Annotated in this window: 21 protein-coding genes; 14 read left to right on the forward strand and 7 right to left on the reverse strand. The window is 66.8% G+C overall.

The window, feature by feature from the left end; genetic code table 11:
- The first annotated feature begins 3 nt into the window (after positions 1-3).
- Together glmS and IP83_RS02980 are read left to right on the forward strand one after the other, a co-directional pair.
- On the forward strand, positions 4-1,827 hold the full coding sequence (gene glmS, locus IP83_RS02975; RefSeq protein ID WP_054120721.1) for a glutamine--fructose-6-phosphate transaminase (isomerizing): 1,824 nt from the start codon (positions 4-6) through the stop codon (positions 1,825-1,827).
- Positions 1,824-3,281: a glycosyltransferase family 39 protein gene (locus IP83_RS02980; RefSeq protein ID WP_054120722.1), complete on the forward strand. Its 1,458-nt coding sequence runs from the start codon at positions 1,824-1,826 to the stop codon at positions 3,279-3,281. The genes glmS and IP83_RS02980 overlap by 4 nt, the downstream gene beginning before the upstream one ends.
- Here IP83_RS02980 and IP83_RS02985 read toward each other — a convergent pair.
- Together IP83_RS02985 and IP83_RS02990 are read right to left on the reverse strand one after the other, a co-directional pair.
- A complete protein-coding gene (locus IP83_RS02985; protein ID WP_054120723.1) occupies positions 3,278-4,126 on the reverse strand; it encodes an RMD1 family protein in 849 nt (282 codons plus the stop codon). The two genes, IP83_RS02980 and IP83_RS02985, sit on opposite strands and share 4 nt — an antisense overlap.
- Positions 4,119-5,018: a homocysteine S-methyltransferase family protein gene (locus IP83_RS02990; protein ID WP_054120724.1), complete on the reverse strand. Its 900-nt coding sequence runs from the start codon at positions 5,016-5,018 to the stop codon at positions 4,119-4,121. The genes IP83_RS02985 and IP83_RS02990 overlap by 8 nt, the downstream gene beginning before the upstream one ends.
- A gap of 267 nt (positions 5,019-5,285) precedes the next feature.
- Here IP83_RS02990 and IP83_RS02995 point away from each other — a divergent pair, with 267 nt between their 5' ends.
- On the forward strand, positions 5,286-7,622 hold the full coding sequence (locus IP83_RS02995; protein WP_054120762.1) for a bifunctional diguanylate cyclase/phosphodiesterase: 2,337 nt from the start codon (positions 5,286-5,288) through the stop codon (positions 7,620-7,622).
- A 3-nt stretch (positions 7,623-7,625) separates the two neighbouring features.
- Here IP83_RS02995 and purQ read toward each other — a convergent pair whose 3' ends face one another.
- Together purQ and purS are read right to left on the reverse strand one after the other, a co-directional pair.
- Entirely contained in the window at positions 7,626-8,306 is a 681-nt protein-coding gene (purQ, locus tag IP83_RS03000; RefSeq protein WP_054120725.1) for a phosphoribosylformylglycinamidine synthase subunit PurQ, read from the reverse strand.
- A gap of 106 nt (positions 8,307-8,412) precedes the next feature.
- Positions 8,413-8,646, reverse strand: a complete 234-nt coding sequence (purS, locus tag IP83_RS03005; RefSeq protein ID WP_054120726.1) for a phosphoribosylformylglycinamidine synthase subunit PurS — start codon at positions 8,644-8,646, stop codon at positions 8,413-8,415.
- A 284-nt stretch (positions 8,647-8,930) separates the two neighbouring features.
- On the opposite strand from purS, the gene IP83_RS03010 reads away from it, so the two are divergent.
- From IP83_RS03010 to IP83_RS03025, 4 genes are all read left to right on the forward strand, one after another.
- On the forward strand, positions 8,931-9,557 hold the full coding sequence (locus IP83_RS03010) for a TetR/AcrR family transcriptional regulator (RefSeq protein ID WP_054120727.1): 627 nt from the start codon (positions 8,931-8,933) through the stop codon (positions 9,555-9,557).
- Positions 9,554-10,522 carry an HlyD family secretion protein gene (locus IP83_RS03015; protein WP_054120728.1) on the forward strand — a complete coding sequence of 323 codons (969 nt, stop codon included), beginning with the start codon at positions 9,554-9,556 and terminating at the stop codon, positions 10,520-10,522. Before IP83_RS03010 ends, IP83_RS03015 begins: the two co-directional genes overlap by 4 nt.
- 137 nt (positions 10,523-10,659) lie before the next feature.
- Complete coding sequence (locus IP83_RS03020) at positions 10,660-11,583, forward strand: ABC transporter ATP-binding protein (RefSeq protein ID WP_231624880.1); 924 nt, start codon at positions 10,660-10,662, stop codon at positions 11,581-11,583.
- Positions 11,580-12,713: an ABC transporter permease gene (locus IP83_RS03025; RefSeq protein WP_054120729.1), complete on the forward strand. Its 1,134-nt coding sequence runs from the start codon at positions 11,580-11,582 to the stop codon at positions 12,711-12,713. Before IP83_RS03020 ends, IP83_RS03025 begins: the two co-directional genes overlap by 4 nt.
- Positions 12,714-12,768: 55 nt before the next feature.
- On the opposite strand, the gene IP83_RS03030 is transcribed toward IP83_RS03025, so the two are convergent.
- Entirely contained in the window at positions 12,769-13,143 is a 375-nt protein-coding gene (locus tag IP83_RS03030; protein ID WP_054120730.1) for a hypothetical protein, read from the reverse strand.
- 76 nt (positions 13,144-13,219) lie between these two features.
- Positions 13,220-16,060 (reverse strand): pitrilysin family protein, encoded by a 2,841-nt coding sequence (locus tag IP83_RS03035; protein WP_054120731.1) that lies wholly within the window; start codon positions 16,058-16,060, stop codon positions 13,220-13,222.
- A 101-nt stretch (positions 16,061-16,161) separates the two neighbouring features.
- On the opposite strand from IP83_RS03035, the gene IP83_RS03040 reads away from it, so the two are divergent.
- Together IP83_RS03040 and IP83_RS21090 are read left to right on the forward strand one after the other, a co-directional pair.
- On the forward strand, positions 16,162-18,063 hold the full coding sequence (locus tag IP83_RS03040) for a CocE/NonD family hydrolase (RefSeq protein WP_054120764.1): 1,902 nt from the start codon (positions 16,162-16,164) through the stop codon (positions 18,061-18,063).
- 135 nt (positions 18,064-18,198) lie between these two features.
- On the forward strand, positions 18,199-18,666 hold the full coding sequence (locus IP83_RS21090; protein WP_072379701.1) for a DUF1643 domain-containing protein: 468 nt from the start codon (positions 18,199-18,201) through the stop codon (positions 18,664-18,666).
- 351 nt (positions 18,667-19,017) lie between these two features.
- On the opposite strand, the gene purC is transcribed toward IP83_RS21090, so the two are convergent.
- Positions 19,018-19,803 carry a phosphoribosylaminoimidazolesuccinocarboxamide synthase gene (gene purC, locus IP83_RS03045; RefSeq protein WP_054120732.1) on the reverse strand — a complete coding sequence of 262 codons (786 nt, stop codon included), beginning with the start codon at positions 19,801-19,803 and terminating at the stop codon, positions 19,018-19,020.
- Between the two features lie 299 nt (positions 19,804-20,102).
- Here purC and wrbA point away from each other — a divergent pair, with 299 nt between their 5' ends.
- The 5 genes from wrbA (at position 20,103) to IP83_RS03070 (ending at position 23,920) form a co-directional block, all read left to right on the forward strand.
- The gene (gene wrbA / locus IP83_RS03050) at positions 20,103-20,702 is read left to right on the forward strand and encodes an NAD(P)H:quinone oxidoreductase (RefSeq protein WP_054120733.1); all 600 of its coding nucleotides are present in this window, start codon (positions 20,103-20,105) and stop codon (positions 20,700-20,702) included.
- 218 nt (positions 20,703-20,920) lie between these two features.
- Positions 20,921-21,331, forward strand: coding sequence for a ketosteroid isomerase-related protein (locus tag IP83_RS03055; RefSeq protein WP_054120734.1), 411 nt, complete (start codon positions 20,921-20,923; stop codon positions 21,329-21,331).
- Complete coding sequence (locus tag IP83_RS03060; protein ID WP_082364441.1) at positions 21,328-21,915, forward strand: GNAT family N-acetyltransferase; 588 nt, start codon at positions 21,328-21,330, stop codon at positions 21,913-21,915. Before IP83_RS03055 ends, IP83_RS03060 begins: the two co-directional genes overlap by 4 nt.
- A complete protein-coding gene (locus tag IP83_RS03065) occupies positions 21,915-22,814 on the forward strand; it encodes a carbon-nitrogen hydrolase family protein (protein WP_054120735.1) in 900 nt (299 codons plus the stop codon). The genes IP83_RS03060 and IP83_RS03065 overlap by 1 nt, the downstream gene beginning before the upstream one ends.
- 41 nt (positions 22,815-22,855) lie before the next feature.
- Complete coding sequence (locus tag IP83_RS03070) at positions 22,856-23,920, forward strand: glycerophosphodiester phosphodiesterase family protein (protein ID WP_156309555.1); 1,065 nt, start codon at positions 22,856-22,858, stop codon at positions 23,918-23,920.
- Positions 23,921-23,934 lie beyond the last annotated feature (14 nt).

Raw genomic sequence — 23,934 nt, forward strand, 5'->3', positions numbered from 1 at the left:
CCCATGTGCGGAATTATCGGAATTGTCGGCAAGGAACAGGTGGCGGACCGGCTGGTCGATGGCCTGCGCCGGATGGAATACCGCGGCTATGACAGCGCGGGGATCTGTCTGGTGGAGGATGGCCAGCTCATTCGCCGCCGCGCCGAGGGCAAGCTCAATAACCTCGTACTCGAACTGGTGCGGCATCCCGCCTCGGGCCTCATCGGCATTGCCCACACGCGCTGGGCCACGCACGGCGCGCCCAACACCGCCAACGCCCACCCGCATGCAACGGAGGAAGTGGCGCTCGTCCACAACGGGATCATCGAGAACTTCAAGCCGCTGCGCGATGCCCTGATCGCGCGGGGGCGCAAGTTCGAGAGCGAGACGGATACCGAAGTGGTGGCGCATCTCGTTTCGGAGCAGGTCGAGGCGGGGCTGAGCCCGCAGGATGCGGTCAAAGCCGTGCTGCCCACGCTGCGCGGGGCTTTCGCGCTCGCCATCGCCTTCCGCCAGCACGATGACATGCTCATCGGCGCGCGGCTCGGTTCGCCGCTGGTGGTTGGTTATGGCGAAGGCGAGACCTATCTCGGTTCCGACGCGCTGGCGCTGGCGCCGCTGACGCAGCGCATCACCTATCTCGAAGAGGGCGACTGGGTGGTGATCACGCGCGAGGGCGCGACGATTTATGACGTCGACAACAACCAGGTGACGCGCCCCATCGTCGCCTCGGGCGCGACGGCGGCGGCGATCGAGAAGGGCGAGTTCCGCCACTTCATGCAGAAGGAAATCTTCGAGCAGCCGACCGTGGTGGCGCAGACCTTGCGCAGCTATTTGCGCCGGATCGACCAGACCGTCGCGCTGCCGCAGATCGATTTCGACCTGACCAGCATCAGCCGCGTGACCATCGTCGCCTGCGGGACAAGCTTCTATGCGGGCATGGTCGCGAAGTACTGGTTCGAACAGTTCGCAAGGCTTCCCGTCGATATCGATGTGGCGAGCGAGTTCCGCTACCGCGATCCGGTACTCGAGCCGGGCGGCCTTGCGCTGTTCATTTCGCAGAGCGGCGAGACGGCGGATACCCTCGCCGCGCTGCGCCATTGCAAGGCGGAAGGGCAGACCATCGCGGTCGTCGTCAACGTGCCGACCAGTTCGATGGCGCGCGAGGCGGACCTGCTGCTGCCGACGCACGCCGGGCCGGAAATCGGCGTCGCCTCGACCAAGGCGTTCACCTGCCAGCTTGCCGTGCTCGCCGCGCTAGCCGCACACCTAGCGGTCAAGCGCGGGCGGCTGACGCGCGCGGAAGAGGCGGATATCGTCAACCAGCTGGCCGAGACGCCTGCCGCCCTGAATGCCGCGCTGAGCCACGACGACGAAATCGCCGCGATGGCGCACCTCATCGCCCCGGCACGTGACGTGCTCTATCTGGGCCGCGGTCCGGATTTTCCGCTTGCGCTGGAAGGTGCGCTGAAGCTCAAGGAAATCAGCTACATCCACGCCGAAGGCTATGCCTCGGGCGAAATGAAGCATGGGCCCATCGCGCTGATCGACGAGGCGGTGCCGGTGATCGTGCTCGCGCCCTCCGGCCCGCTGTTCGAAAAGACCGTGAGCAACATGCAGGAAGTGCGCGCGCGCGGCGGCAAGGTCGTGCTCATCTCCGACAAGGCGGGCATCGAGGAAGCGGGCGAGGGCTGCCTCGCCACCATCGAGATGCCCAAGGTCCACCCGCTGATCGCGCCGCTGGTCTATGCCGTGCCGGTGCAGCTCTTGGCCTACCATGTCGCGGTGGCCAAGGGGACGGACGTCGATCAGCCGCGCAATCTGGCGAAGTCGGTCACCGTCGAATGACCGCTGCGCCGGTGGAGCGCGGTTGGGCGCGCGCTCTCCTGCGCGAGGTGCCGGTCCTGCTGTTCATCGCCGCATGCTCGCTGCTGGTGCGCGGGTGGTGGATGGACAACCCCGTCGTCGACCACGACGAGCAGTTCTATTCCTATGTCGCCAAGGCCATGCTGCAGGGGCAGCTGGTCTATGTCGACATCTGGGACCGCAAGCCGCTCGGGCTGTTCCTGCTCTATGTCGCCGCGCACGGCCTGCTGGGCCCGGCGCCCTGGGCCTATCTCGTCATGGCGAACCTCTTCGCCTGCGTGGGCGCATGGCTGGCCTACCGCATCGCCGCGCTGCTGGCGGACCGGCGGACGGGCTGGGTGGCGGCGCTGCTGTACCTGCTGGCGATGACGGTGTTCGGATGCCGAGGGGCGCAGAGCGAGCTGCTGTTTGCGCCGCTGTGCCTCGGCATGATGTATCTCGCGATGGTCCGGCCGGGATCGCTCGGGGCGATGCTGCTAGCCATGCTGCTCGGCGGGCTCGCGATCCAGATCAAGTATACGGCCGCGCCCTACTGCGCGGTGTTTGCCCTGTTCGTGTTGATCGAGGACTGGCGCCGCACCCGCGCCCTGTCGCCAGTGCTGGGCCGCGCCTGCCTCTATGCGCTGGTCGGCCTCGCGCCGACGCTGGCGATTGCCGCGTGGTATGCTGCGATCGGCCATTTCGACGACTTTGTCTTCGCCAACTTCGTCTCGATCTTCCAGCGCAAGGTCAGCGTCGGGCGCTTCCATCCCAAGACGCTGACGGTGATCGCACCGTTCCTGCTGATGATCGCGGCGGGGGTCTGGGCGTGGTTCCGCCTCGGCCAGACCTATCCGCGCCGCGCCAGCCTGCTCGTGGCGGTGATGGCAGTGGGCGCACTGGCCTCGATCTACTTCCCCAGCAACGTGCTGGCCTACTACTATGCCTTCCTCGCGCCGTTCGCGGTCCTGCTCGCGGTGCCGTTCTACGATCTGCGCCAGCGCGCCGGGTGGTTCGGCGCGGGGCTGCTTGCCGCCGCGCTCGTGGTGATCGGCAATTTCCCCGCGGCCATCGCCGGCGGGCGAGCCGACGAGGCGCAATTTCAGACACTGGTTCAGCGGATCAACGCGGGCGGGGAGGGTCGCACGCTCTATGTCTTCTCAGGTCCGACCGCGACCTACACGGCCACCGGCACGAGCCCCAAGACAAAGTATCCCTTCCCGTTCCACAGCGCCGAATACTTCGAGCAGGGATCGCTGGGCCGGCCGCAGGAGGAGATCGTCGCGGAGTTCCTCGCCCGCCGACCGTTGTTCGTGCTGACCCGCTCGGACACCAGCCTCTACTACGGGTCCTACACCGCGCCGACTGTGCTGGCCGAGATGCGCGCACATTACCGCGAGGCCGGGCGCTACCTGATCCTTGGCGACGGCTTGATCCTCTGGCAGCGTCGGCCCTAGCCGCCGATCGCCTTGCTGATCGAGAGCAGCAGTTCGACGGCAATCAGCGCGATGATCGCGACCTCGAGGCGCACCGCGCGCTTGTCCTGCGCGATATCGAGCAGCACTTCGGTGAAATCGCCCAGCGCGCCGAACTTGCGCTCGAGCACCTCGGCGCGCTCACCCAGTTCGTACTCGGCCTCGAGCCGGGTGTAGAGCCGGTCAAGATCGGGGTGGTCCCAGAGGAGGTCGGGCCGCTCGCCCGCCTGCGCGGTGCCCATCACACGGTGGCGTGCAGCGAGCACCCCGCCGACCATGCGCATGCATTCGGGGATCGAGAGCCGCGCCTTGCCGTTGACCTGCAAGTCCGCGACCAAGGGCACACTCGAATTGAACACGTCCGAGACAAGCATTTCGTCGCGCGAGAGCATCACCGAATGCGCCAGCACGGTGGCAACGAGGAGCAGGCGCGGCTCCTCGTCATCGGCGAGGTGGATCACGCCGTCGTCGTCAACGCGCTCCTTGCCGCCGTCGGTGATAAGCACCGTGGCCGTCTCGATCTCCTGATGTTCGGCGGGTTCCCGCACATGCGCGAGGAGCGCCTTGTCGAGCGCGGGGATGCGATTGACCGTGGTGCAGAACGTGACCGCGACGCCATAACGAAACGCGAAGGTCAGCCCGGCGGCAGCGGCCAGTTCGCGCAGCACCGTATCGGCGGCGAGCCCGCGTGTGTCGATGCGGGTGCCGAGATGGCGCGCGTGGACTATCAGCGTCTCGCCCGGCGGGAGCGCGCCCAGTGCCACTTCGTCGGGCCAGCCCGGCGGCTTGGTCGTGGCAGGCTGGGCGCGGCTCCCGCTGTCAGGCATGTACAGCGCTCGTTCGCAGTGCGGCGATATGCTCCGGCCCGATCCCGCAGCACCCGCCCAGGATCGAGGCGCCTGCCGCGCTCCAGGCTGCGGCAAACTTGCCATATCCTTCGGGCGTCAGGTCCAAGCGGATCGGGCTGAGCCCGGCGTTGGCTTCGTGATCGGCGGCCATCGGCGGGAAGGCATTGGCATAGACGCCGATGCGGATGGTGCTGTCCGGCCCCAATTCGTCCTTGGCGGCGCGGACGGCGGCTTCCATCACTTCCGGCTGGCTGCAGTTGAACAGCAGCGCCGCCGCGCCGAGTTCCTGCGCCGCGCGGGCCGCTGCGCGCACGGTTTCGCCGGAACGCAGGGCAGGTTCGGCGGTGGGCTTCTCGTCCTCCAGCGTGAAGGACAGCCAAAGCGGCTTGCCCGAGGGCGCGGTGAGCGATGCGGCCAGGCGTGCTTCGACGAGCGACGAGAGGGTCTCGGCGAGCCAGAGATCGACATTGGGCGCGAGCGCGGCGACGAGAACTTCGAGCACCGGGCGGGCGCGGTCGAGATCGACAAGGTCCGGGCGGTAGGAGCCGCAGACCGGCGGCAGCGATCCTGCGACGAGGACCTTCCTTTCCGCAGAATCGGCGACTTCGCGCGCCAGCTTGCCTGCAAGAGCGGCCAGCGCCGTACCCCGTTCGGCAAACCGCTCCTCGCCGATATGGAAGGGGACGACGGCGTAGGAATTGGTCGTGATCACGTCCGCCCCGGCCGCGACATAGGCGCGGTGGACGGCGCTGACGAAATGCGGTCCCTCGATCAGCGCCAGCGCGGACCATTCGGGCTGGCGAAACGGCGCTCCGCTGCGGGCCAATTCGCGGCCGGTGCCGCCATCGAGGATGAGAAGGGGAGCGGTCATGGTCGTCGCGAAACTCTCTTTGAAGGGCTTGGCATGGGGCTAGCACGGCCTCTTGCGGAGCGGCAGGGGCAAGCTGCTGCCGATGGGCAGATGGCAGCAAAAAACTTGCTCAACAATTTGCTACCGGCCGGGATAGTGCTGTTACATTTCAGAGGCTTGTGGAAAGTCCGGATTGGTGTTGTTTGTAGTGAAGATGCCCGGGCGCTTACCTTTGCGCAAGGTTTCTCCACTAAGCCGGGAGGCGTGACCCGACCGACCGATCAAACCATGCCCGCCTTGCCGCGGGAGCTGCCGGCCATGGCCGTGCTGGGCCTGTCCGATTCGGCGGAAGGTGACTGGGGGCGGCTGCGCGGACTGCAGTATTCCGGCCTTGCGCGGCTCACCCGGCCGCGGCTTGCCGCACATGGTCTGGCGGCGATGCTCGTCGTTCAGGCGCTGTGGGGCGCGATCCACATTGCAGTCCTGCTCGGCTGGGCCGCGGTGCTTGCCGGGATTCTGGTCTGGGGTGCGAGTTTCGACCGTACGCTGGAAGATGCCGACCGCCGCCGGATGACCCGGCAGGAAATCCACCGCCATACCGTCTGCACCGTTGCGGCGGGGGTGGTGTGGGTGCTCCCGATCCTCGTGATGGGGCCTTTCGCGTCGCCCGAGCAGCGGCTGCTGGTTTGGTCGATCATGGCGATGCTGATGGCGGGCACCGCGCTCGCCTTCGCCGCCGTGCCGCTCGGCGCGGTGCTGTTCAATGCCATCCTCGGCGCGGCGAGCATCGTGGTGTTCCTCGCTTTCGGCAAGGTGACGGCGGCAGGTGCTGCGGTCACTTTCGTGATCTTCCTGTGGGTCGGCAGTCTTGAAGCCGCGCGCATGTTCCTTGCGGGCAAGGTTGCCGAAGCGGGCGTTGCGGAGAAGAGCGAGGTTGTCTCGCTGCTGCTGCGCGAGTTCGAGGAAGGCGAGGCGGACTGGTTGTGGCAGACCGACTCTACCCGCCGCGTCCGCGCTGCATCCCCCCGCTTTGCCTTCGCGCTCGGAGAAGACCCTGAAGACATCGACGGCAAGCCGCTGATCCAGCTGATCGCCGGTTCCGCCTGGGAAAGCGGGCACTTCCATTCCTCGCTCCACGACCTCGCCGAACGGCTGAAGCGGCGCGAGAGCTTCTCGAACCTGCTTGTCCATGTCACGCTGCACGGCAGCAATCGCTGGTGGGAGCTCTCCGCTTCGCCGCGCTTTGACGACAACGGCAACTTCATCGGCTTCCGCGGCGTCGGTTCGGACGTGACCGAGCAGCGCGAAAGCGCCGACAAGATCGCCTATCTCGCGCGCTATGACACGCTCACGGGCCTGCCGAACCGCCTGATGCTCACCGAAACGCTGGGCGATGCCATGCGGGAGGCGGATCGCTGGCGGATGCGCTGCGGATTCATGATGATCGACCTCGACCGGTTCAAGGCGGTCAACGATACGCTGGGGCACCTTGTCGGCGACCAGCTGCTCGCGAAGGTTTCGGATCGCCTCAAGTCGCTGATGAGCGAGAACGAACTGTGCGGACGGCTGGGCGGCGACGAGTTCGCCATCGTGGTGCGCGATGCGGGTGACGGGATGCGCATCCGGGTGGTGGCGGAGGCGGTGATCACCGCGCTGTCGCAGCCCTACGAGATCGATCACCACACGCTTTTTGTCGGCGCCAGCGTCGGCTCGGCAATCGGGCCGCGCGACGGGGCGACGGTCGAGACGCTGATGCGCAATGCCGACCTCGCGCTCTACCGCGCCAAGGACGAGGGCGGCGGGCTGCACTTCGACTACGAGCCGGCGCTGCATGCCCATGCCGAGGAGCGGCGCAAGCTTGAGTTCTCGCTGCGTCATGCGCTGGAGCGCGGGGAGTTCCAGCTCGCCTACCAGCCGGTGGTCGATGCGCTGACCGAGGAGCCGGTGAGCTTCGAGGCGCTGCTGCGCTGGCACTCGGCGGACCACGGCCCGGTGAGTCCGGCCAAGTTCATCCCGCTCGCCGAGGATACCCGCCTGATCGTGCCGATCGGCGAATGGGTGCTGCGCACCGCGTGCTTCGAGGCGACCAACTGGCCTGATCCGATCAAGGTGGCGGTCAACGTTTCGGGCGAGCAGCTGCTTGATCCGAGCTTTGCCGAAGTCGTCGTCTCCGCGCTGGCTGCCAGCGGTCTGCCGCCGCACCGGCTCGAGATCGAAGTGACCGAGAGCATCTTCGTGCGCGACGGGACGGCGGCGCAGATGACGCTCGAGCGGATCATGTCGCTCGGCTGCGGCGTGGCGCTCGATGACTTCGGGACGGGCTATTCCTCGCTGGGGTACCTCCGGAAACTGCGGTTCTCGACGATCAAGGTTGATCGCAGCTTCGTGCAGGGCGCGGCGAAGGACAATCCGGAGAGCCTTGCGATCGTGCGCGCCGTCGTCGCGATGGCGGACAGCCTCGAGATGTCGACCACGGCGGAAGGTGTTGAAACCGAAGAAGAACTCGCCGTGATCCGCCGCCTCGGCTGCAAGAAGATCCAGGGCTACTACTTCGGCCGCCCGATGACCGCGCGCGATGCGAGCGGGCTGTTCGACCGGATCGGCTGGCAGCGCCGGCAGGCCTGACGATCAGGCGGCGACGCCGAGGCCGGCCAGCACGCTCTCGAACAAGGCCCGGCCATCGCTGCCGCCCTGTGCGGGCTCGATCATCCGTTCGGGGTGGGGCATCATGCCGAGCACATTGCCCGCATCATTGAGCACGCCCGCGATATCGCGCTGCGAGCCGTTGACGGGTTCGCCGTAGCGGAAGGCAACGCGGCCTTCGCCTTCGAGGCGGTCGAGCGTCTCGGCGTCGGCGAAGTAATTGCCATCGTGGTGCGCGACGGGGATCGTGATGCGCTGGCCGGCGGTGTAGCGCGCGGTGAACAGCGACTGGTTGTTTTCTACCACCAAGGGCACATCGCGGCAGACGAAGCGGATGCCGGCGTTGCGCATCAGCGCGCCGGGGAGGAGCCCCGCTTCGGTGAGGACCTGGAAGCCGTTGCACACGCCGAGCACGGTGACGCCCCGGCTGGCGGCGGCGACGACCGCCTGCATCACCGGCGAGCGCGCGGCCATGGCGCCGGAGCGCAAGTAGTCGCCGTAGGAGAAGCCGCCGGGAAGGGCGATGAAATCGAGGCCGGCGGGAAGCTCCGCATCGCCGTGCCAGACGCGGTGGACCGTGCCGCCGGTGATCTGCTCGACCGCCACGGCCATGTCACGGTCGCAGTTGGAGCCGGGGAAGGTGATGACGGCGGCGGTGAAGGGCATGGGCTTGGCTTTCCTGTATCTCGACTTCGCCCCCTCGACTTCGCTCGGGATATTCGGGTGTCTCGACTTCGCTCGACACGAACGGGCGGGAGGGGGATTGGGTTCCTTACGCGACCTTTTCGATGCGGAAGTTCTCGATCACCTGGTTGGCGAGGAGCTTGCGGCACATGTCTTCGAGCGCGGCGTCGGTGGTGCTGTCGGCCACGTCCATCTCGATCAGGCGGCCGGCGCGGACATCGTTGACGCCTTCGAAGCCGAGACCTTCGAGCGCATGGTGGATGGCGCGGCCCTGCGGATCGAGCACGCCGTTCTTGAGGCTGACGTGGACGCGGATCTTCATGGGCGGCAGGCCTTTCCGGGCAACTTTGGGGAGAATCGGGTGCGCCTATGCTCCGGTGCGGACCGAAGCGCAAGCTGGCGGGAGGTTGACACGGTTGACACAATCCAGAGCGAAAATGGACGAGCCCGGTGCAGCGGCGAAACGGTGGGCCGATCAAGCTGCGAAGGGGCGGAAATCCGGGGCATTAGGGCTCTGTAGCAGATTGCGGCAGTGTAGGAAAATCGGCGCTCGCTCCAGCCGCTCCCGCTTTTAAATAACAGACGCGTCTGTTATTTATTCTGTCCATGGCCCGAGTCACGCCCCCCGATCGCCTTGACCGCGTGCTGGAAGCCGCGCGCGATGCCTTTGCGACGCGAGGTTTCGCCGCGACGCCGATGGACGACATCGCCCAGCGCGTGGGGATCAGTCGCAGCGCGCTCTACAGCCTGTTCGAAAGCAAGGAGGCGCTGTTCCGCGCGCTGGTCGAAGGGATGATCGAGCACGTGCTGCCCGAGGCGATCCCGGACCTGGGTGACTATCCGGCACCCGAAGCGCTGCGGCGGTTCATCCGGGTGGTGATGATCCGCATGGGAACCGGCAACATCGCCTTCCTGCCACGTCTGATCATCGGCGAGGGGCAGGCGTTCCCCGATCTGGTGAAGTATTATCACGATGCCGCGATCACCAAGGTGTTCGGGGCGATCGAGGCGATCATCCGCCACGGCGTGAAGCGCGGCGAGTTTGCCTGCGCGGACCCATCGCTGGCGGCGCGCAGCGTGGCGGGGGGCATGATCCTGACCGCACTGTGGCGGATCGTGTTTGTGCCGGTGGGCGCCAAGCCGATGGATATCGAGGCGATGGCGGCGAGCCATGCCGATCTGCTCATCGGCGGCCTGATGGCCAGCCCGACGAGCCGGGGAGTTTCCGCATGAGCCTGCGCCAACGCCTGCCGATCCTTGTGCTGCTGGCGGTGCTGGTCGGGGCTGCGATCTGGTACTTCACCCGGCAGACCGCGCCCGATCCGTGGCTGGGCTATGTCGAGGGCGAGGCGCTTTATGTGGCGGCGCCGGTTTCGGGCACGCTGGCGAGCCGCCCGGTGGAGCGCGGCGGGCGGGTGAGCGTGGGCGCGACCTTGTTTGCGCTCGATCCGCGCACGGCGGATGCGAGCGCGGCGCAGGCGGCGGCGCAAGTTGCGGGGGCGGAAGCCTCGCTCAGCGATCTTGGCGCGGCGCGCGAGCGCAGGCCGGAAATCGATGTGGCGCGGGCGGCGGAAGCTTCGGCGCGGGCGCAGCTGGTGAAAGCCGAGGCAGATTACCGGCGCTTCGCCGATCTAGCAGCCAAGGGCTTTGCCAGCCGCACGCAGCTGGATGCCGCACGCGCGGCGCGCGATAGCGCGGCGGCCAGTGTGGCACAGGCACAGGCGCAGCAGCGCAGCGGCGCGCTGACCGTGGGGCGCGAGAGCCAGCAGGCGGCGGCAGCAGCCCAAGTGCAGGGGGCGAAGGCGGCGCTGGCGGCGGAAGCGCGGCGGCGGCAGGAAATCGCGCCGATTTCTGCGGTGAGCGGGCAGGTAGAGCAGACCTATTTCAATCCGGGCGAATGGGTGCCTGCGAACCAGCCGGTGGTTTCGATCATTCCCGATGACAAGCGCAAGATCCGCTTCTTCGTGCCGCAGGACAGGGTGGCGGGGCTGCGGATGGGGCAGGCGGTGCGGTTCAGCTGCGATGGCTGCGGCGGGGAGCGGACGGCGACGGTGCGCTACATCGCGCCGCGCGCGGAGTATACGCCCCCGGTAATCTACAGCGAGCATGCGCGGGCGAAGCTGGTGTTCATGGTGGAGGCGATATTGCCGGTGGACAAGCCGTTGCCGTTGGGGTTGCCGGTGGCGGTAATGCCGTGACATTACCCCTCCACCACCCTTCGGCCACGGGCGCGCCAGCGCGCCCGGCTTCGCCGGATGGCCTGCCCCCGGCAGGCCATTTGGACCGGCTACGCCCCCCTCCCCGTTCCGGGGAGGTTCTGGATCTTGTTATCGATGTGCGGGGGCTGACCAAGCGGTTCGGGGGGCGGACCGTGGTGGATGCGGTGAACCTGTCTGTGGCGCGGGGGCGGATTTGCGGGTTTCTGGGGCCGAACGGGTCGGGCAAGACGACGACCTTGCGGATGATCTGCGGGCTCTTGATCCCCGATGCGGGCGAAGGGACGGTGCTGGGGCAGGACCTCAGGGCGAAGCGCAGCGCGATCAAGGCGCGCGTCGGCTACATGACGCAGAAGTTCGGGCTGTTTTCCGATCTGACGATCGCGGAGAATCTGGAGTTCTTTGCGCGGGTGCATGGGCTGCCCCGGCGGCGGGAGCGCGTGGCCGAGGCGCTGGAGCAACTGGGGCTGGCGACGCGCAGCGACCAGCTGGCGGGCAAGCTTTCGGGCGGGTGGAAGCAGCGGCTGGCACTGGCGGCCTGCGTGCTGCACGATCCCGAAATCCTGTTGCTGGACGAGCCCACCGCGGGCGTCGACCCGCAGGCGCGGCGCGAGTTCTGGGACCAGATCCATGGGCTGGCGGCGGGCGGGATGACCGTGCTGGTTTCCACCCACTACATGGACGAGGCCGAGCGCTGCCACGAGATCGCCTATATCGCCTATGGCCGGATGCTGGCGCGGGGGAGCATTGCGGAAGTGGTCTCGGGCTCGGGGCTGAAGGCGCTGCAGGGCGAGGGGCACCTGCCTGATGGAACGGGTGCGGACCGGCTGGCGGCGGCGATCGAGGCGCGGCCCGGGGTGGCGATGGCGGCGCCGTTCGGCACGGCGCTGCATGTCTGCGGGCCGGACATGGCGGCGCTGCATGAAGCGGTAGCGCCCTGGGCGGATACGATCACCTTCCGTGAGGCGGTGCCGAGTCTGGAGGACGTGTTCATCCATCTGATGCGCGGGGCCGAGGACAATTCGGTGGTGGTGCACGCATGAGCGCGACCCCGCTGCAGCGCATCGGCGCGATGGTGTTCAAGGAAGTGCGGCAGATGCTGCGCGACCGGGGCACGGTGGGCATGATGCTGGTCATGCCGCTGATGCAGCTGATGATCTTCGGCTATGCGATCAACAACGATCCGCGCGGGCTGCCGATGGCGATCGAGCGGGGGGACAATTCGGTGTTTGCGCGTTCGATCGATGCGGCGCTGCGGAACACGACCTATTTCAAGGTGACCGAGCTGGTCGAGACGCCGGGCGCCGGGGACCGCCTGCTGCAAGACGGCAAGGTGCAGTTCGTGGTGACGATCCCGCCGGACTTCGGGCGCGATCTGGTGCGCGGGCGGCGACCGCAATTGCTGGTGACGGCGGACGCGACCGATCCCGCCGCGACGGGGCCGGCGCTGAGCGCGATCGGCGATGCGGTGTCTACCGCGCTGGGGCATGATCTGATCGGGCCTCTGGGAGCCCGCGCGGCGGGGCCATCGCCGGTCGAGCTGGTGCTGCACCGGAGCTACAATCCGGAAGGGATCACCAGCCACAACGTCGTGCCGGGGCTGCTGGCCATCGTGCTTTCGATGACGATGGTGATGCTGACGGCCTTGTCGGTGACGCGCGAGGTGGAGCAGGGGACGATGGAGAACCTGCTGGCAACGCCGCTGCGGCCCTTCGAGGTGATGGTGGGCAAGATCGTGCCCTACCTCGGCATCGGGATCGTGCAGCTGACGGTGATCCTGCTCGCGGCGCGGTTCCTGTTCGACGTGCCGTTTGCGGGGCCGCTGCCGCTGCTGCTGGGATCGACCTTGCTGTTCATGGTGACCAGTCTGGGGCTGGGGTTCACGCTCTCCACCCTGGCGCAGAGCCAGTTGCAGGCGATGCAGATGAGCTTTTTCTACATCCTGCCTTCGGTGCTGCTGTCGGGCTTTGCCTTTCCCTATCGCGGCATGCCGGTGTGGGCGCAGACGCTGGCCGAAGTGCTGCCGACGACGCATTTCATCCGGCTGGTGCGCGGGGTGATGCTGAAGGGGTGGGGGCTGCTTGATGCGCTGCCCGAAATGGGGGTGCTGGCGGGTATGCTGGTGCTGCTGGGATCGCTGGCGGTGCGGCGGTATCAGGATACGGTGGCGTGACCCCTCCACCACCCGCTTCGCGGGCGGTCCCCCTCGCCGTTCCGGGGAGGTCCTGTCAGTCCTTCTGGGGGAGCAAGTAGGCCATCGAGAGGCTCGACGGGCTGCCGGTGAAATCGACGCTGAGGTGCGCGGTTTCGCTGGTCGACTTGTTGCGGATCATCGCGATCTCGCCGGGTCCGTAGGCATGCTTGAAGCTGGCGCCCGGGGCGACGGTGGCGATCAGCACTTCGGGCGAGGACCCGTCCGTTGCCGAGAGCACCGCAACAGTGGTCTGGCCGGTGTTGCGGCCCGAGACGACCATGTCGGACTTCTGTTCGCCGCCGAGGAGGAAGGTGTCGGCAGGCGGGACGTCAAGCTCGCTGTGGCCAGCCATGACGGCGGCGGGGACGAGCGCAAGCGCGGCGGCGGCGATGACGAGACGGGTGAGCATGGCGGGTGGTCCCTTCGGCGAGCTGAATGTCCGCAAGAAGGGAGGCTACGCTGAATCGGCAAAACGCCCAGCCTCCCTAACGGGCAGGCGCGGGGGCGCCTTCAGGCAGGACGAGCGCGACGACGGCCTGATCGGGCGCGAGGTAGCGCCTGGCGAGGGCCTGCAGGTCGGCCGCGGTCAGTGCGTCGAGGCGCTGGCGGGCCAGCTGGTATCGCGCGATGCGGTCGGGCTGGCTCTGGGCGCGGTCGACAAGGGCGAGCCAGCCGCCGTTGGTCTTGAGCAGGTTGTCGATCCGCTCGCGCATCGGGGCGCGGGCGCGGGCGAGAATGTCGTCGTCGACCGGCTTGGCGGCGAGGCCAGCGATCGTGCTCTCGATGGCGCTGCGGGTGGCGGCGACATCGGCCAGATCGACCGAGGCATTGACGGTAAACGTGCCCCAGCCGCGCCAGACCCGGCTGAGCGAGGAAGCGGCGCCGGGGGAATAGGCTTTGCCCAAGGCCTCGCGCACGGTGTCGAGCACTTCGATGCCGGTGACTTCCTGCAGCAGTTCGAGGCCGATGCTGGTGACCGGGTCGCTGTCGTCGGTGGTGGGCCAGACGTAGCGGACGATGGCCTGGTTGGGCGCGCCCTTGTGGCGGATGACGGTGATGCCGCGCTTGGGGGTGAAGCTGCGCTCGCGTTCGGCGGTGTAGGGGAGGAAATCGGGCTCGCGCGGGGGGAGGGCGCCGAAGGTGCGGGCGACCATCGCGACGGCAGCTTCGGGATCGAAATCGCCGACCATGGTGAGTTCGATCGCGCCATGCGCGAGGCGGCCGCCGATATCGGCCTTGAGGCGCGCCATGGTGAGCGCCTGATAGGTTTCAGGCGCCTGGACCGTGAAGCGCGGGTCGCCGCCGGAGAGCAGGCTCGGCAGCCTGTTGGCGAGCGCGGAGGACGGGGTGGCGTCGATCCGGGCGAAGAAGTTCGTCATCGTCTGATGGTAGATGACGCCCGCCGAGGTGCGCCAGCCGGGATCGGTGATCTGCGCGGCCATGAGATCGAGTTGCAACTCCAGATCGCGGCGCGTGGTGGCGGCGGCCATGGCGAAGGTATCGCCCGAGGATGCGATGTTCGTGCCGACCGAGCGGCCGGCGAGCAGCGTCTGCAGGTCATCGAGGCTGTGCTTGCCGAGGCCGCCGGTGGGGAGCATCGCGGTCATCTCGGTGGCGGTGGGGTTGGCCTTGGTATCGAGCAGCTCGCCGCCATCGATGTGGAGGCGCAGGAGCACGCGGTCCGCCTCGAGATCGGTGCGCTTGAGATTGAAGCGGACGCCGTTGGCGAAGCGGATCTGGCGCAGGCCGAAATCGGCGCGGGTCGTGTCGCTGGCCACGGCGCCGGGGGGGCCGAAATCGGTGTAGGCAAACGTGCCGGAGGTGGTGCTGGTGGCGGCCTGCAGGGGCGCGGCTTGCGCTTCGTTCCAGGCGGCACGCAGGGCCTGCCCACCGCCTTCAGGCGCGGAGCGGCCCTGGAAGCGGATCAGCGGATTGGCGAGCGGGATCGCGTCGGCGCGCAGTGCGGCAAGCACGGCGGCGGGGGTGAAGCTGGCGGCGTGGCGGTTCAGGCGTTCGAGCGATGAAGCGGGTGTGGTGGGCACCTTGTCATCGCGCAGGAGCTGGAGAACGGCGCCGACGAGCGCGTCGTTGCTGCGCGTATCGGCGGAGGCGGCGGCGTTTTCGATGGCGGTGCGGGTGCCGGCGAGCTGTTCGGCCACTTCCGCCTCGGTGAAGCCCTTGGCCAGCGCCTCGCGGTAGACCCGTGCGGCCGCGAGGAGGCCCTTGCGCCAGCCTTTGTCGGCGGTGTCGACGACAAGGTTGGTGGTGCGGCCAATGTGGAAGACCTCGCTGGTGCCGACACCGGCGCCGCGGAACGGCGGCTGCGCGATGCGGCTGAGGCGCTGCATCCGCCGGTTGATCACGCCGTAGCCGATCTGGCGCAGCAGATTGACGCGGCGGCTTTCCTCGGTGTCCGGCTCCTTCCGCCAGCGGCCGTGGCGCGAGACGGTGACGCGTTCGGACAGGGCGGGATCGAGATGGATGCGGCTCGCGCCCTGCTGGTCGGGAAAGACGCGGCCCTGATCCGGGCGCTTGGCGGGCTTTCGCGCGGGCCAATCGGCGAAGCGCGCCTTGATCGCTGCCTCGACCGCATCGGCATCGAAATCGCCGACGACGATCAGCGTGGCCTTCGCGGGCACATATTCGCGCGCCCAGAAGGCCCTGAGCGCTTCTGCCGTGGCGGCCTTCAGCGATTCCACCGTGCCGATCGGGAGGCGGTCGCGAAAGTTCGCTGCGGGGTAGAGGAAGGCCATCTGGTCCTTGTTGTTCTCCAGCGCATAGCCTTGCCCGTCACGCAGTTCGGAGAGGACCACGCCGCGTTCGCGCGCGACCGCCTCGGGTGCGAAGCTGAGCTCGCTCGCGGTCTCGCGCATCAGCATGAGCGCGGTGTCGAGGAGCGCCGGTTCGGCGCGCGGCAGGCTCAGCATGTAGAGCGTATATTCGAAGCTGGTCTGCGCGTTGGTATCGGCCCCGAAGGCAAGGCCCGCGCGCTCGAGCAGCTTGACCATCTCGCCCTCGGGCACATGCGTGCTGCCGTTGAAGGCCATGTGCTCGACGAAGTGGGCAAAGCCGCGCTCGCTGTCGCGTTCATCGAGCGAGCCGGCATCGATCTGGAGGCGGACTTCGGCGGTGGCCTTGGGCGTGGCATTGTGGCGGATCACATAGCGCATGCCATTGGGCAGGCGGCCGAAGCGGAAGCCGGGATCGGGCGCAAGGTCGCTTTTCTCGAAGGCCCAGACGGGCGCGGGTTTTGCGGCGGCCGGGGCGAGCGGCACGGCGACGAGGACAAGCAGGGCGAGGAGGCGGACAAGAAAGCGGTGAAGCATCGCCGGCGGTTGTGGCGGCTAAGGGCTTAATGCGCAATGACGCTTGGCACCGGACCGGCGGGTGTTAAGCTCGCGGCGGTTTGGCAAGGGGGAATGGCATGATGAAGCTGCGCGCGGGTCTGGCTCTGGGGCTTCTGCTGGCGAGTGCCGGGACGACATGGGCGGCGCCCGCGAAGGGGCCGGTCTATGACGAGCGGCCCGCGACGATCACGCAACCGGTCATGGCGCGCGACTACGAGCGGCGCGCGGTCGATATCCCGATGCGCGACGGGGTGAAGCTGCACACCGTGATCATGATTCCCAAGGGGGCGAAGGGAGCCGCGATGCTGCTCACGCGCACGCCCTACAATGCCGAGGAGATGACCAGCCAGCATGGCTCGCCGATCATGGCGGTGGCGCTCGATGGCTATGACCATGCGCCCGATGTGGTGAGCGCGGGCGGCTATATCCGCGTGGTGCAGGATGTGCGCGGCAAGTATGGCTCCGAAGGCACTTATGTGATGAACCGGCCTTTCGTGGGCACTTCACTGAATCCCACGAAGACCGACCACGCGACGGACACGTATGACACCATCGACTGGCTGGTGAAGAACGTGCCCGAAAGCAACGGGCGGGTGGGGATCATCGGCATCAGCTATGACGGCTTCACCGCGCTCGCCGCGCTGGTGAACCCGCATCCGGCGCTGAAAGTGGCGGTGCCGATGAACCCGATGGTCGACGGCTGGCGCGGGGACGACTGGTTCCACAACGGCGCGTTCCGCCAGATCGGCCTGAGCTACATCTGGGAGCAGGTCGCGACGCGGGGCAACGAGAACAAGTATGAAGTGGCGGAGGCCGACGCCTATGCGCACTTCATGAAGTACGGATCGGCCGGCGCGCTGGCGACGGCGCAGGGGCTGGATCAGATCGGGTTCTGGCAGAAGATCAAGGCGCATCAGGCGTGGGACAGCTTCTGGCAGGAACAGGCGATGGACAAAGTGCTGGCCAAGGCGCCGCTGACCGTGCCGACGCTGCTGGTCCATTCGCTGTGGGATCAGGAGGACATCTATGGCGCCCCGGCGGTGTGGAAGGCGCTGAAGCCGCAGGATAAATCCGGCAACCTCTATATGTCGATCGGGCCGTGGTATCACGGGCAGGCGATCGAGCCTTCGGACCACACCGGCGCGATCAAGTGGGACATGGAAACGGGCAAGTGGTGGCGGATGAACGTGCTCGCGCCGTTCCTTGCGCACTATCTCTATGACAAGCCGATGGATGTGCCCACGGTGACCGCGTTCCAGAGCGGGACCAACCAGTGGCAGAAGCTGGGCGGCTGGCCTGCTGCGAAGGCGGAAAAGAAGCTCTACCTGCTGCCGGGCGAGGGGCTGGGGTTCGAGCCTGCGGCGACGGCGGGGACGGTGGACTATGTCTCCGACCCGGCCAAGCCCGTCACCTACTACCCGCGCCCCAACCAGCAGGAGGGCTATGACGGCAACCCCTGGCCGACCTGGCTGGTGGGCGACCAGCGCGCGGTTTCGGGGCGGCCCGATGTGCTGGCCTTCGTCGGCCCGGTGCTGGAGAAGCCGGTGACGATTGCAGGCGCGCCGGTGGTGCATCTGACCGCCTCGACCAGCGGCACCGACAGCGACTGGGTGGTCAAGCTGATCGACGTCTATCCCGATGCCGTGCCGGGCGACCGGGCAATGGGCGGCTACCAGCTGGCGGTGGGCATGGACATCTTCCGCGGGCGGTTCCGCGAGACCTTGAGCGAGGCGCGGCCTTTGAAGGCGGGGGCGCCGCTGGAATACGTGTTTGAACTGCCGCAGGCGAACCACGTGTTCCTGCCGGGGCACCGGATCATGGTGCAGGTGCAATCGAGCTGGTTCCCGCTCTACGACCGCAATCCGCAGACGTTCGTGCCTTCGATCCTGGACGCGAAGCCGGGGGATTATGTGAAGGCGGTGCAGAAAGTGAGCGTTGGGGGCGAAGGCGGGAGCTATATTGCGCTGCCGGTGGTGGAGTGAGGGGGGGTACTCAAACCTCGTTCTGTAATGAACACTTCACAATAGAACGGTTGGTTGCTTATCGCAGATCTGCACCCGATGAGGTGATTTAGAACGATCTGATGTGATCCGTCTGAAGAGTTATGGGGGACTGAAATGTACCGAGACGCTGTCATTTCACCCTGCAGTCGCTATCGTTATTCCCTGACCCGTAAGTGGGGAGATGGGCCGCAAGTCCTGTTTGTAATGCTGAACCCTTCAACTGCCGATGCCACGACCGATGATCGCACAATCGGTCGGTGCATTTCCTTTGCTGATTCGTGGGGCTTTGGCTCGTTGGTTGTCGGCAACTTGTTTGCTTTCCGGACGCCGTCACCTGCCGAACTCATGTCAGCCGATGAACCGGTTGGTCCCGAGAACGATCACTGGCTGGAGAAGCTTGGCGAACAAGCTTCGCTTACCGTCGCGGCTTGGGGAAATGCAGGCAGCTACCTCGGAAGGGCGGCATTGGTGTCTCCTCGTCTGGTCAGGCCGCACTTTCTCAGGCTTACCAGTGCCGGACAGCCATCCCACCCGCTTTACGTCTCGGGCGACACGCGCCCTACGCCGTGGGAACCACAGTGACACATTACTAAAACCCCAAATCCTGAGGGTGACGCCGTTTGGGATTACGGGGATTACGGTAACACTTTGGGATTACGGTGACACTTTACTTAATCCCCAATTTCGGGCGCGGCGCCGTGTGGGCAGCTCTGGATTCCCGCCTTCGCGGGAATGACGATGGTGGGGAATGCGGAACAGACATTCTGAGCCGCTTGAGGCGGGCGCTGCGGTCAAATCGAGCGCATAGCTGAGTGATGGGATGCAAGGGCTGTGGCCCTTGCCCGACGGAGGCGCTCTTTTACCCCTCCGTCAGCCCTGCGGGCTGCCACCTCCCCATTTGCACTTCGTGAAAATGGGGAGGACCTTGGCGGCTTACTTCTTGCCGCGCAGTTTGCGGTGGGCGCCGAGGTCGAAGACTTCGCTGGGGCCGCCGTCGTTTTCGAGCAGGCCGAGGCGGCGGGCGACTTCCTGGTAGGCTTCTTCCTCACCGCCGAGATCGCGGCGGAAGCGGTCCTTGTCGAGCTTTTCGCCGGTGACCATGTCCCACAGGCGGCAGCCATCGGGGCTGATCTCGTCGGCGAGGATGACGCGGCTGTAGTCGCCGTCCCAGATGCGGCCGAACTCGAGCTTGAAATCGACGAGGCGGATGTTGATCGCCGCGAACATGCCGACCATGAAGTCGTTCACGCGGATCGCCATCGAGGAAATGTCCTGCATCTCCTCGTTGCTGGCCCAGCCGAAGCAGGCGATGTGCTCTTCGGCGACCATCGGATCGCCCAGCGCATCGTCCTTGTAGTAGTATTCGATCAGGGTATGGGGCAGCGGCTCACCCTCGGGGATGCCGAGGCGCTTGCTGATCGAGCCGGCGGCGACATTGCGCACGACGACTTCGATCGGGATGATCTCGACCTGCCGCACGAGCTGTTCGCGCATGTTGAGGCGGCGGATGAAGTGGGTGGGGATGCCGATGTGGGCGAGGCGGGTGAACACATACTCGCTGATGCGGTTGTTGATCACGCCCTTGCCGTTGATCGTGCCGCGCTTCTGCGCGTTGAAGGCGGTGGCATCGTCCTTGAAATACTGGATGATCGTGCCGGGTTCGGGGCCTTCGTAGAGGATCTTGGCCTTGCCTTCGTAGATCTGGCGGCGACGGGACATGGGCGATTCTTTCCTTGGCGCTGCCGCAAAGATAGGCGCGGCGCGTTAAATCAAAAGCCCCGGCGGGGCGGGTATTCCACCAGACGGCGAAAACCTGCGCTGGGCCGGGGCAGTTGGCGAGGCCCATAGGACAAAACGCGCGTCCACGCAAATGGACACATATGTGGCCGTTTGTTCGATAATCTTGAACAAGGAAGACAGTTTTATCCGGCTGAACCGGACCATCGGAGCGTCGTAGAAAGGCTTCACACGATGCGGCAGGCACGATTCGGTGCCCCGCGCAGCAAAGGATACATCCGATGGCAAAGGTTCTGGTGCTCTATCATTCGGCTTATGGCCATGTCGAAACGATGGCGAACGCAATCGCCGAAGGTGCGCGCGCGGCGGGCGCCGAAGTCGATGTGAAGCGGGTGCCCGAGACGGTGCCCGAGGAAGTGGCCAAGGCGCATCACTTCAAGCTGGATCAGGCCGCGCCCGTCGCGACGGTGGCGGAGTTGGAGCACTACGACGCGATCGTGGTCGGCACCGGCACGCGGTTTGGCCGGATTTCCAGCCAGATGGCGGCGTTCCTCGATCAGGCCGGCGGCCTGTGGGCGCGCGGTGCGCTGAACGGCAAGGTCGGCGCGGCGTTCGTTTCGACCGCGACCCAGCATGGTGGGCAGGAGACGACGCTGTTTTCGGTGATCACCAACCTGCTGCACTTCGGCATGACCATCGTGGGCCTCGACTATGGCCATCAGGGCCAGATGCGGCATGACGAAGTCGTCGGCGGCGCGCCTTACGGGGCGACCACGGTGGCGGGCGGCGACGGCAGCCGCCAGCCGAGCGAGACCGAACTGGAAGGCGCCCGCTACCTCGGCCAGCGTGTGGCGACGACGGCGGCGAAGCTGTTCGGGTAAGACCCCTCCACCACCCTTCGGGCGGTCCCCCTCCCCGTTCCGGGGAGGTAGTACCCCTCCGTCAGCCCTTCCTTCGACAAGCTCAGGATGAGCGAGGCTGCCACCTCCCCATTTGTCCTTGCGGAAAAATGGGGAGGACTGGCGGCGTTTTGCGTTTTTGTAATGTGGTGCATTACCGCAGCCACCGCTAGAAGCGCGACGCTGAAGGAGACCGTCCCATGAGCCGTGCTGACACCATTGCCCTGCTGACCCGCTATTACGCCGCGTTCAATGCGGGCAACTGGCAGGGGATGCTTGATTGCCTTGCCGACGATGTCGCGCATGACGTGAACCAGGGCGAGCGGGTCATCGGCAAGGACAAGTTCGCCGCGTTCCTTGGCCACATGGAGCGCTGCTACAAGGAAGAATTGAAGGACATCGTGCTGATGGCGACCGATGACGGTGCGCGCGCGGCGGCGGAGTTCGTGGTGCATGGCGCCTACCTTGCGACCGACGAGGGGCTGCCCGAGGCCGATGGCCAGACTTATGTGCTGCCGGCGGGCGCGTTTATCGCGGTGGACGGCGGCAGGATCACGCGGCTGACGATGTACTACAACCTGGCGGACTGGACCGCGCAGGTGGTCGGGTGAGCGTCACCGTCCGCCCGCTGACCGGCGCGGAAATCGGCGCGGCGCTGGCTGATCTGGCGCAGCTGCGGATCAAGGTCTTCGCGGCCTATCCCTATCTGTATGACGGCGATGCGGCTTATGAGGCCGAATATCTGGCCGAGTATGCAGCGGCGGCGGATGCGGTGCTGGTGGCGGCGTTCGATGGGGAGCGGATCGTGGGCGCGGCGACGGCGGCGCCGATGATCCATCAGAAGGCGGAGTTCCGCGAGCCGTTTGCGGCACGGGGCCTCGATGTGGGCCGATTGTTCTACTTTGGCGAGAGCGTGCTGCTGCCGGAATACCGCGGGCAGGGCGTGGGCCACGCGTTCTTCGATCACCGCGAGGCGCAGGCCAAGGCGTGCGGGGCGACGGCGGCGTGCTTTGCGGCGGTGATCCGGCCCGATGACCATCCGGCGAAGCCTGCGGGCTATGTGCCGCACGATGCGTTCTGGACGAAGCGCGGCTATGCGGTGGTGCCGGGGCTGGTGACGGAACTGGCGTGGAAGGAGCACGGCGAGGAGGGCGAGAGCCTGAAGGCCATGCAGTATTGGCTGAGGAGTTGGTGATGAACCGCTACACCATCGCCGCCGCGCAGTATCCGATTCATCAGCTGGCCGATTGGGACGCCTACGAGGCCAAGCTGACGCGCTGGGTGGCGAGTGCGGCGGAAAGCGGCGCGGCGCTGGCGGTGTTTCCCGAATATGGCGGGATGGAGCTGGCGAGCCTCGAGCCTGCGACGATGGGGGATCTGGCGGGATCGCTGGCGAGCGTGGCCGCGCTGGTACCACAGGTGGATGCGCTGCATGCCGAGCTGGCCAAGCGGTTTGGCCTGCATATTCTGGCGGCGAGCCTGCCGCGCCTCGATGCCGATGGTCGCTATCGCAATGCGGCGCGGCTGTTTGCGCCCAGCGGCAAGGCGGGCGTTCAGGACAAGCTGGTGATGACGCGCTTCGAGCGTGAGCAGTGGTTTGTTTCGGCGGGGGTGGATGGCCTCACGCTGTTCGAGACGGCGCTGGGCAAGCTGGCGGTGCTGATCTGCTATGACAGCGAGTTTCCGCTGCTGGCGCGCGCGGCGGTGGATGCCGGGGCCGAAGTGCTGCTGGTGCCGAGCTGCACCGACAGCCTGCATGGCTATTGGCGTGTGCGGCTGGGCGCGCAGGCGCGGGCGCTCGAAGGCCAATGCTATGCGGTGCAATCGCCGACGGTGGGTGAGGCTGAATGGTCTCCGGCGGTGGACGTGAACCGGGGCGCGGCGGGGGTCTATGGGCCGCCGGATCGCGGGATGCCCGAGGACGGCGTGATCGCGATTGGTGCCGAGGGTGAGAGCCAGTGGGTGTTTGCCGAGATCGATCTTGGCAAGGTGGCAGAATTGCGCGCGGACGGCGGCGTGCTCAATGCGCGCGATTGGCGTGATCAGCCGGGGGCGGGACCACTGCCGGCCTTGCACGTGGTCTCTCTGCTGTAACCGATACGGCATAGCGGGTGCATTCCACCGGGAGTTTCGCCATGATGGTCCGCTTGCTGCTGGTTCTGGGACTGGTGATGACCACTGCGCCGCTTGCCGCCAAACCGCTGATTTTCGCGCATCGCGGCGCTTCCGCGTGGCTGCCGGAGGAGACGCTGGCAGCCTATGAGCGGGCAATTGCGGACGGGGCAGATTTCATCGAGCCCGACCTCGTGCCGACGAAGGACGGCGTGCTGGTGGCGCGGCACGAGAGCAACATCGCCGAGACGACGGATGTGGCGAGCCACCCGGAGTTTGCCGCGCGGCGCGTGGTGAAAGTGATCGACGGGCGCGCCCAAGAGGGCTGGTTTACCGAGGACTTCACGCTGGCGGAACTGAAGACGCTGCGCGCGAAGGAGCGGCTGGGGGCTCTGCGACCGGAGAGCAAGGCGCATGATGGCCAGTTCGAGGTGGCGACCTTAGGCGAGATCGTGGCGCTCGCGGCGCGCAGCAAGCGGCGGGTGGGGCTGGTCCCGGAGCTGAAGCATCCAACGTACTTCGCGGGGCTGGGGTTCGATACGCCGGGCATGCTGGTCGCGGCGATCAAGGGCACGGCATACCTGCGGCGCGCGCCGGTGATTGTGCAATGTTTTGAAATCGCGACCTTGAAGCGGTTGCACAAGGAACTGGCGGAGCAGCGCAATGTGGAATTGCTGCAGCTGATTCAGGGGCCGGAGGTCAGGCAGCCGGCGGATGTGGTCTTGGCGAGTGGGGCGCTGACGTTCGAGGATATGGTGACGCCTGCCGGGCTGGCCGAGATCGCGACCTATGCGCAGTGGATTTCGCCGCCGCTGCGGCGGGTGATCCCGCTGGATGCGGCGGGCCAATCCGGGCCGCCTGCCGCGCTCATCGCCGATGCGCACAAGGCTGGGCTGAAGGTCAGCGTGTTCACATTTCGCCCGGAGAACCAGTTTCTGCCGGTGAACTTGCGCGGCGGCGATGCTAATGCGCGGTGGCCGCAGGGGATGGTGGCAGATGTGCGGGCGTTCGTGGCGGCGGGGGTGGACGGGTTCTTTACCGATGATCCGGCGCTGGGGTGGGCGGCTTTGGCGCCTCACAAGGGGTGACGGCCTGCGTACCT

Origin of the sequence: Novosphingobium sp. AAP93, from assembly GCF_001296055.1 — a bacterium.
In the GTDB taxonomy this organism is placed as follows: domain Bacteria; phylum Pseudomonadota; class Alphaproteobacteria; order Sphingomonadales; family Sphingomonadaceae; genus Novosphingobium.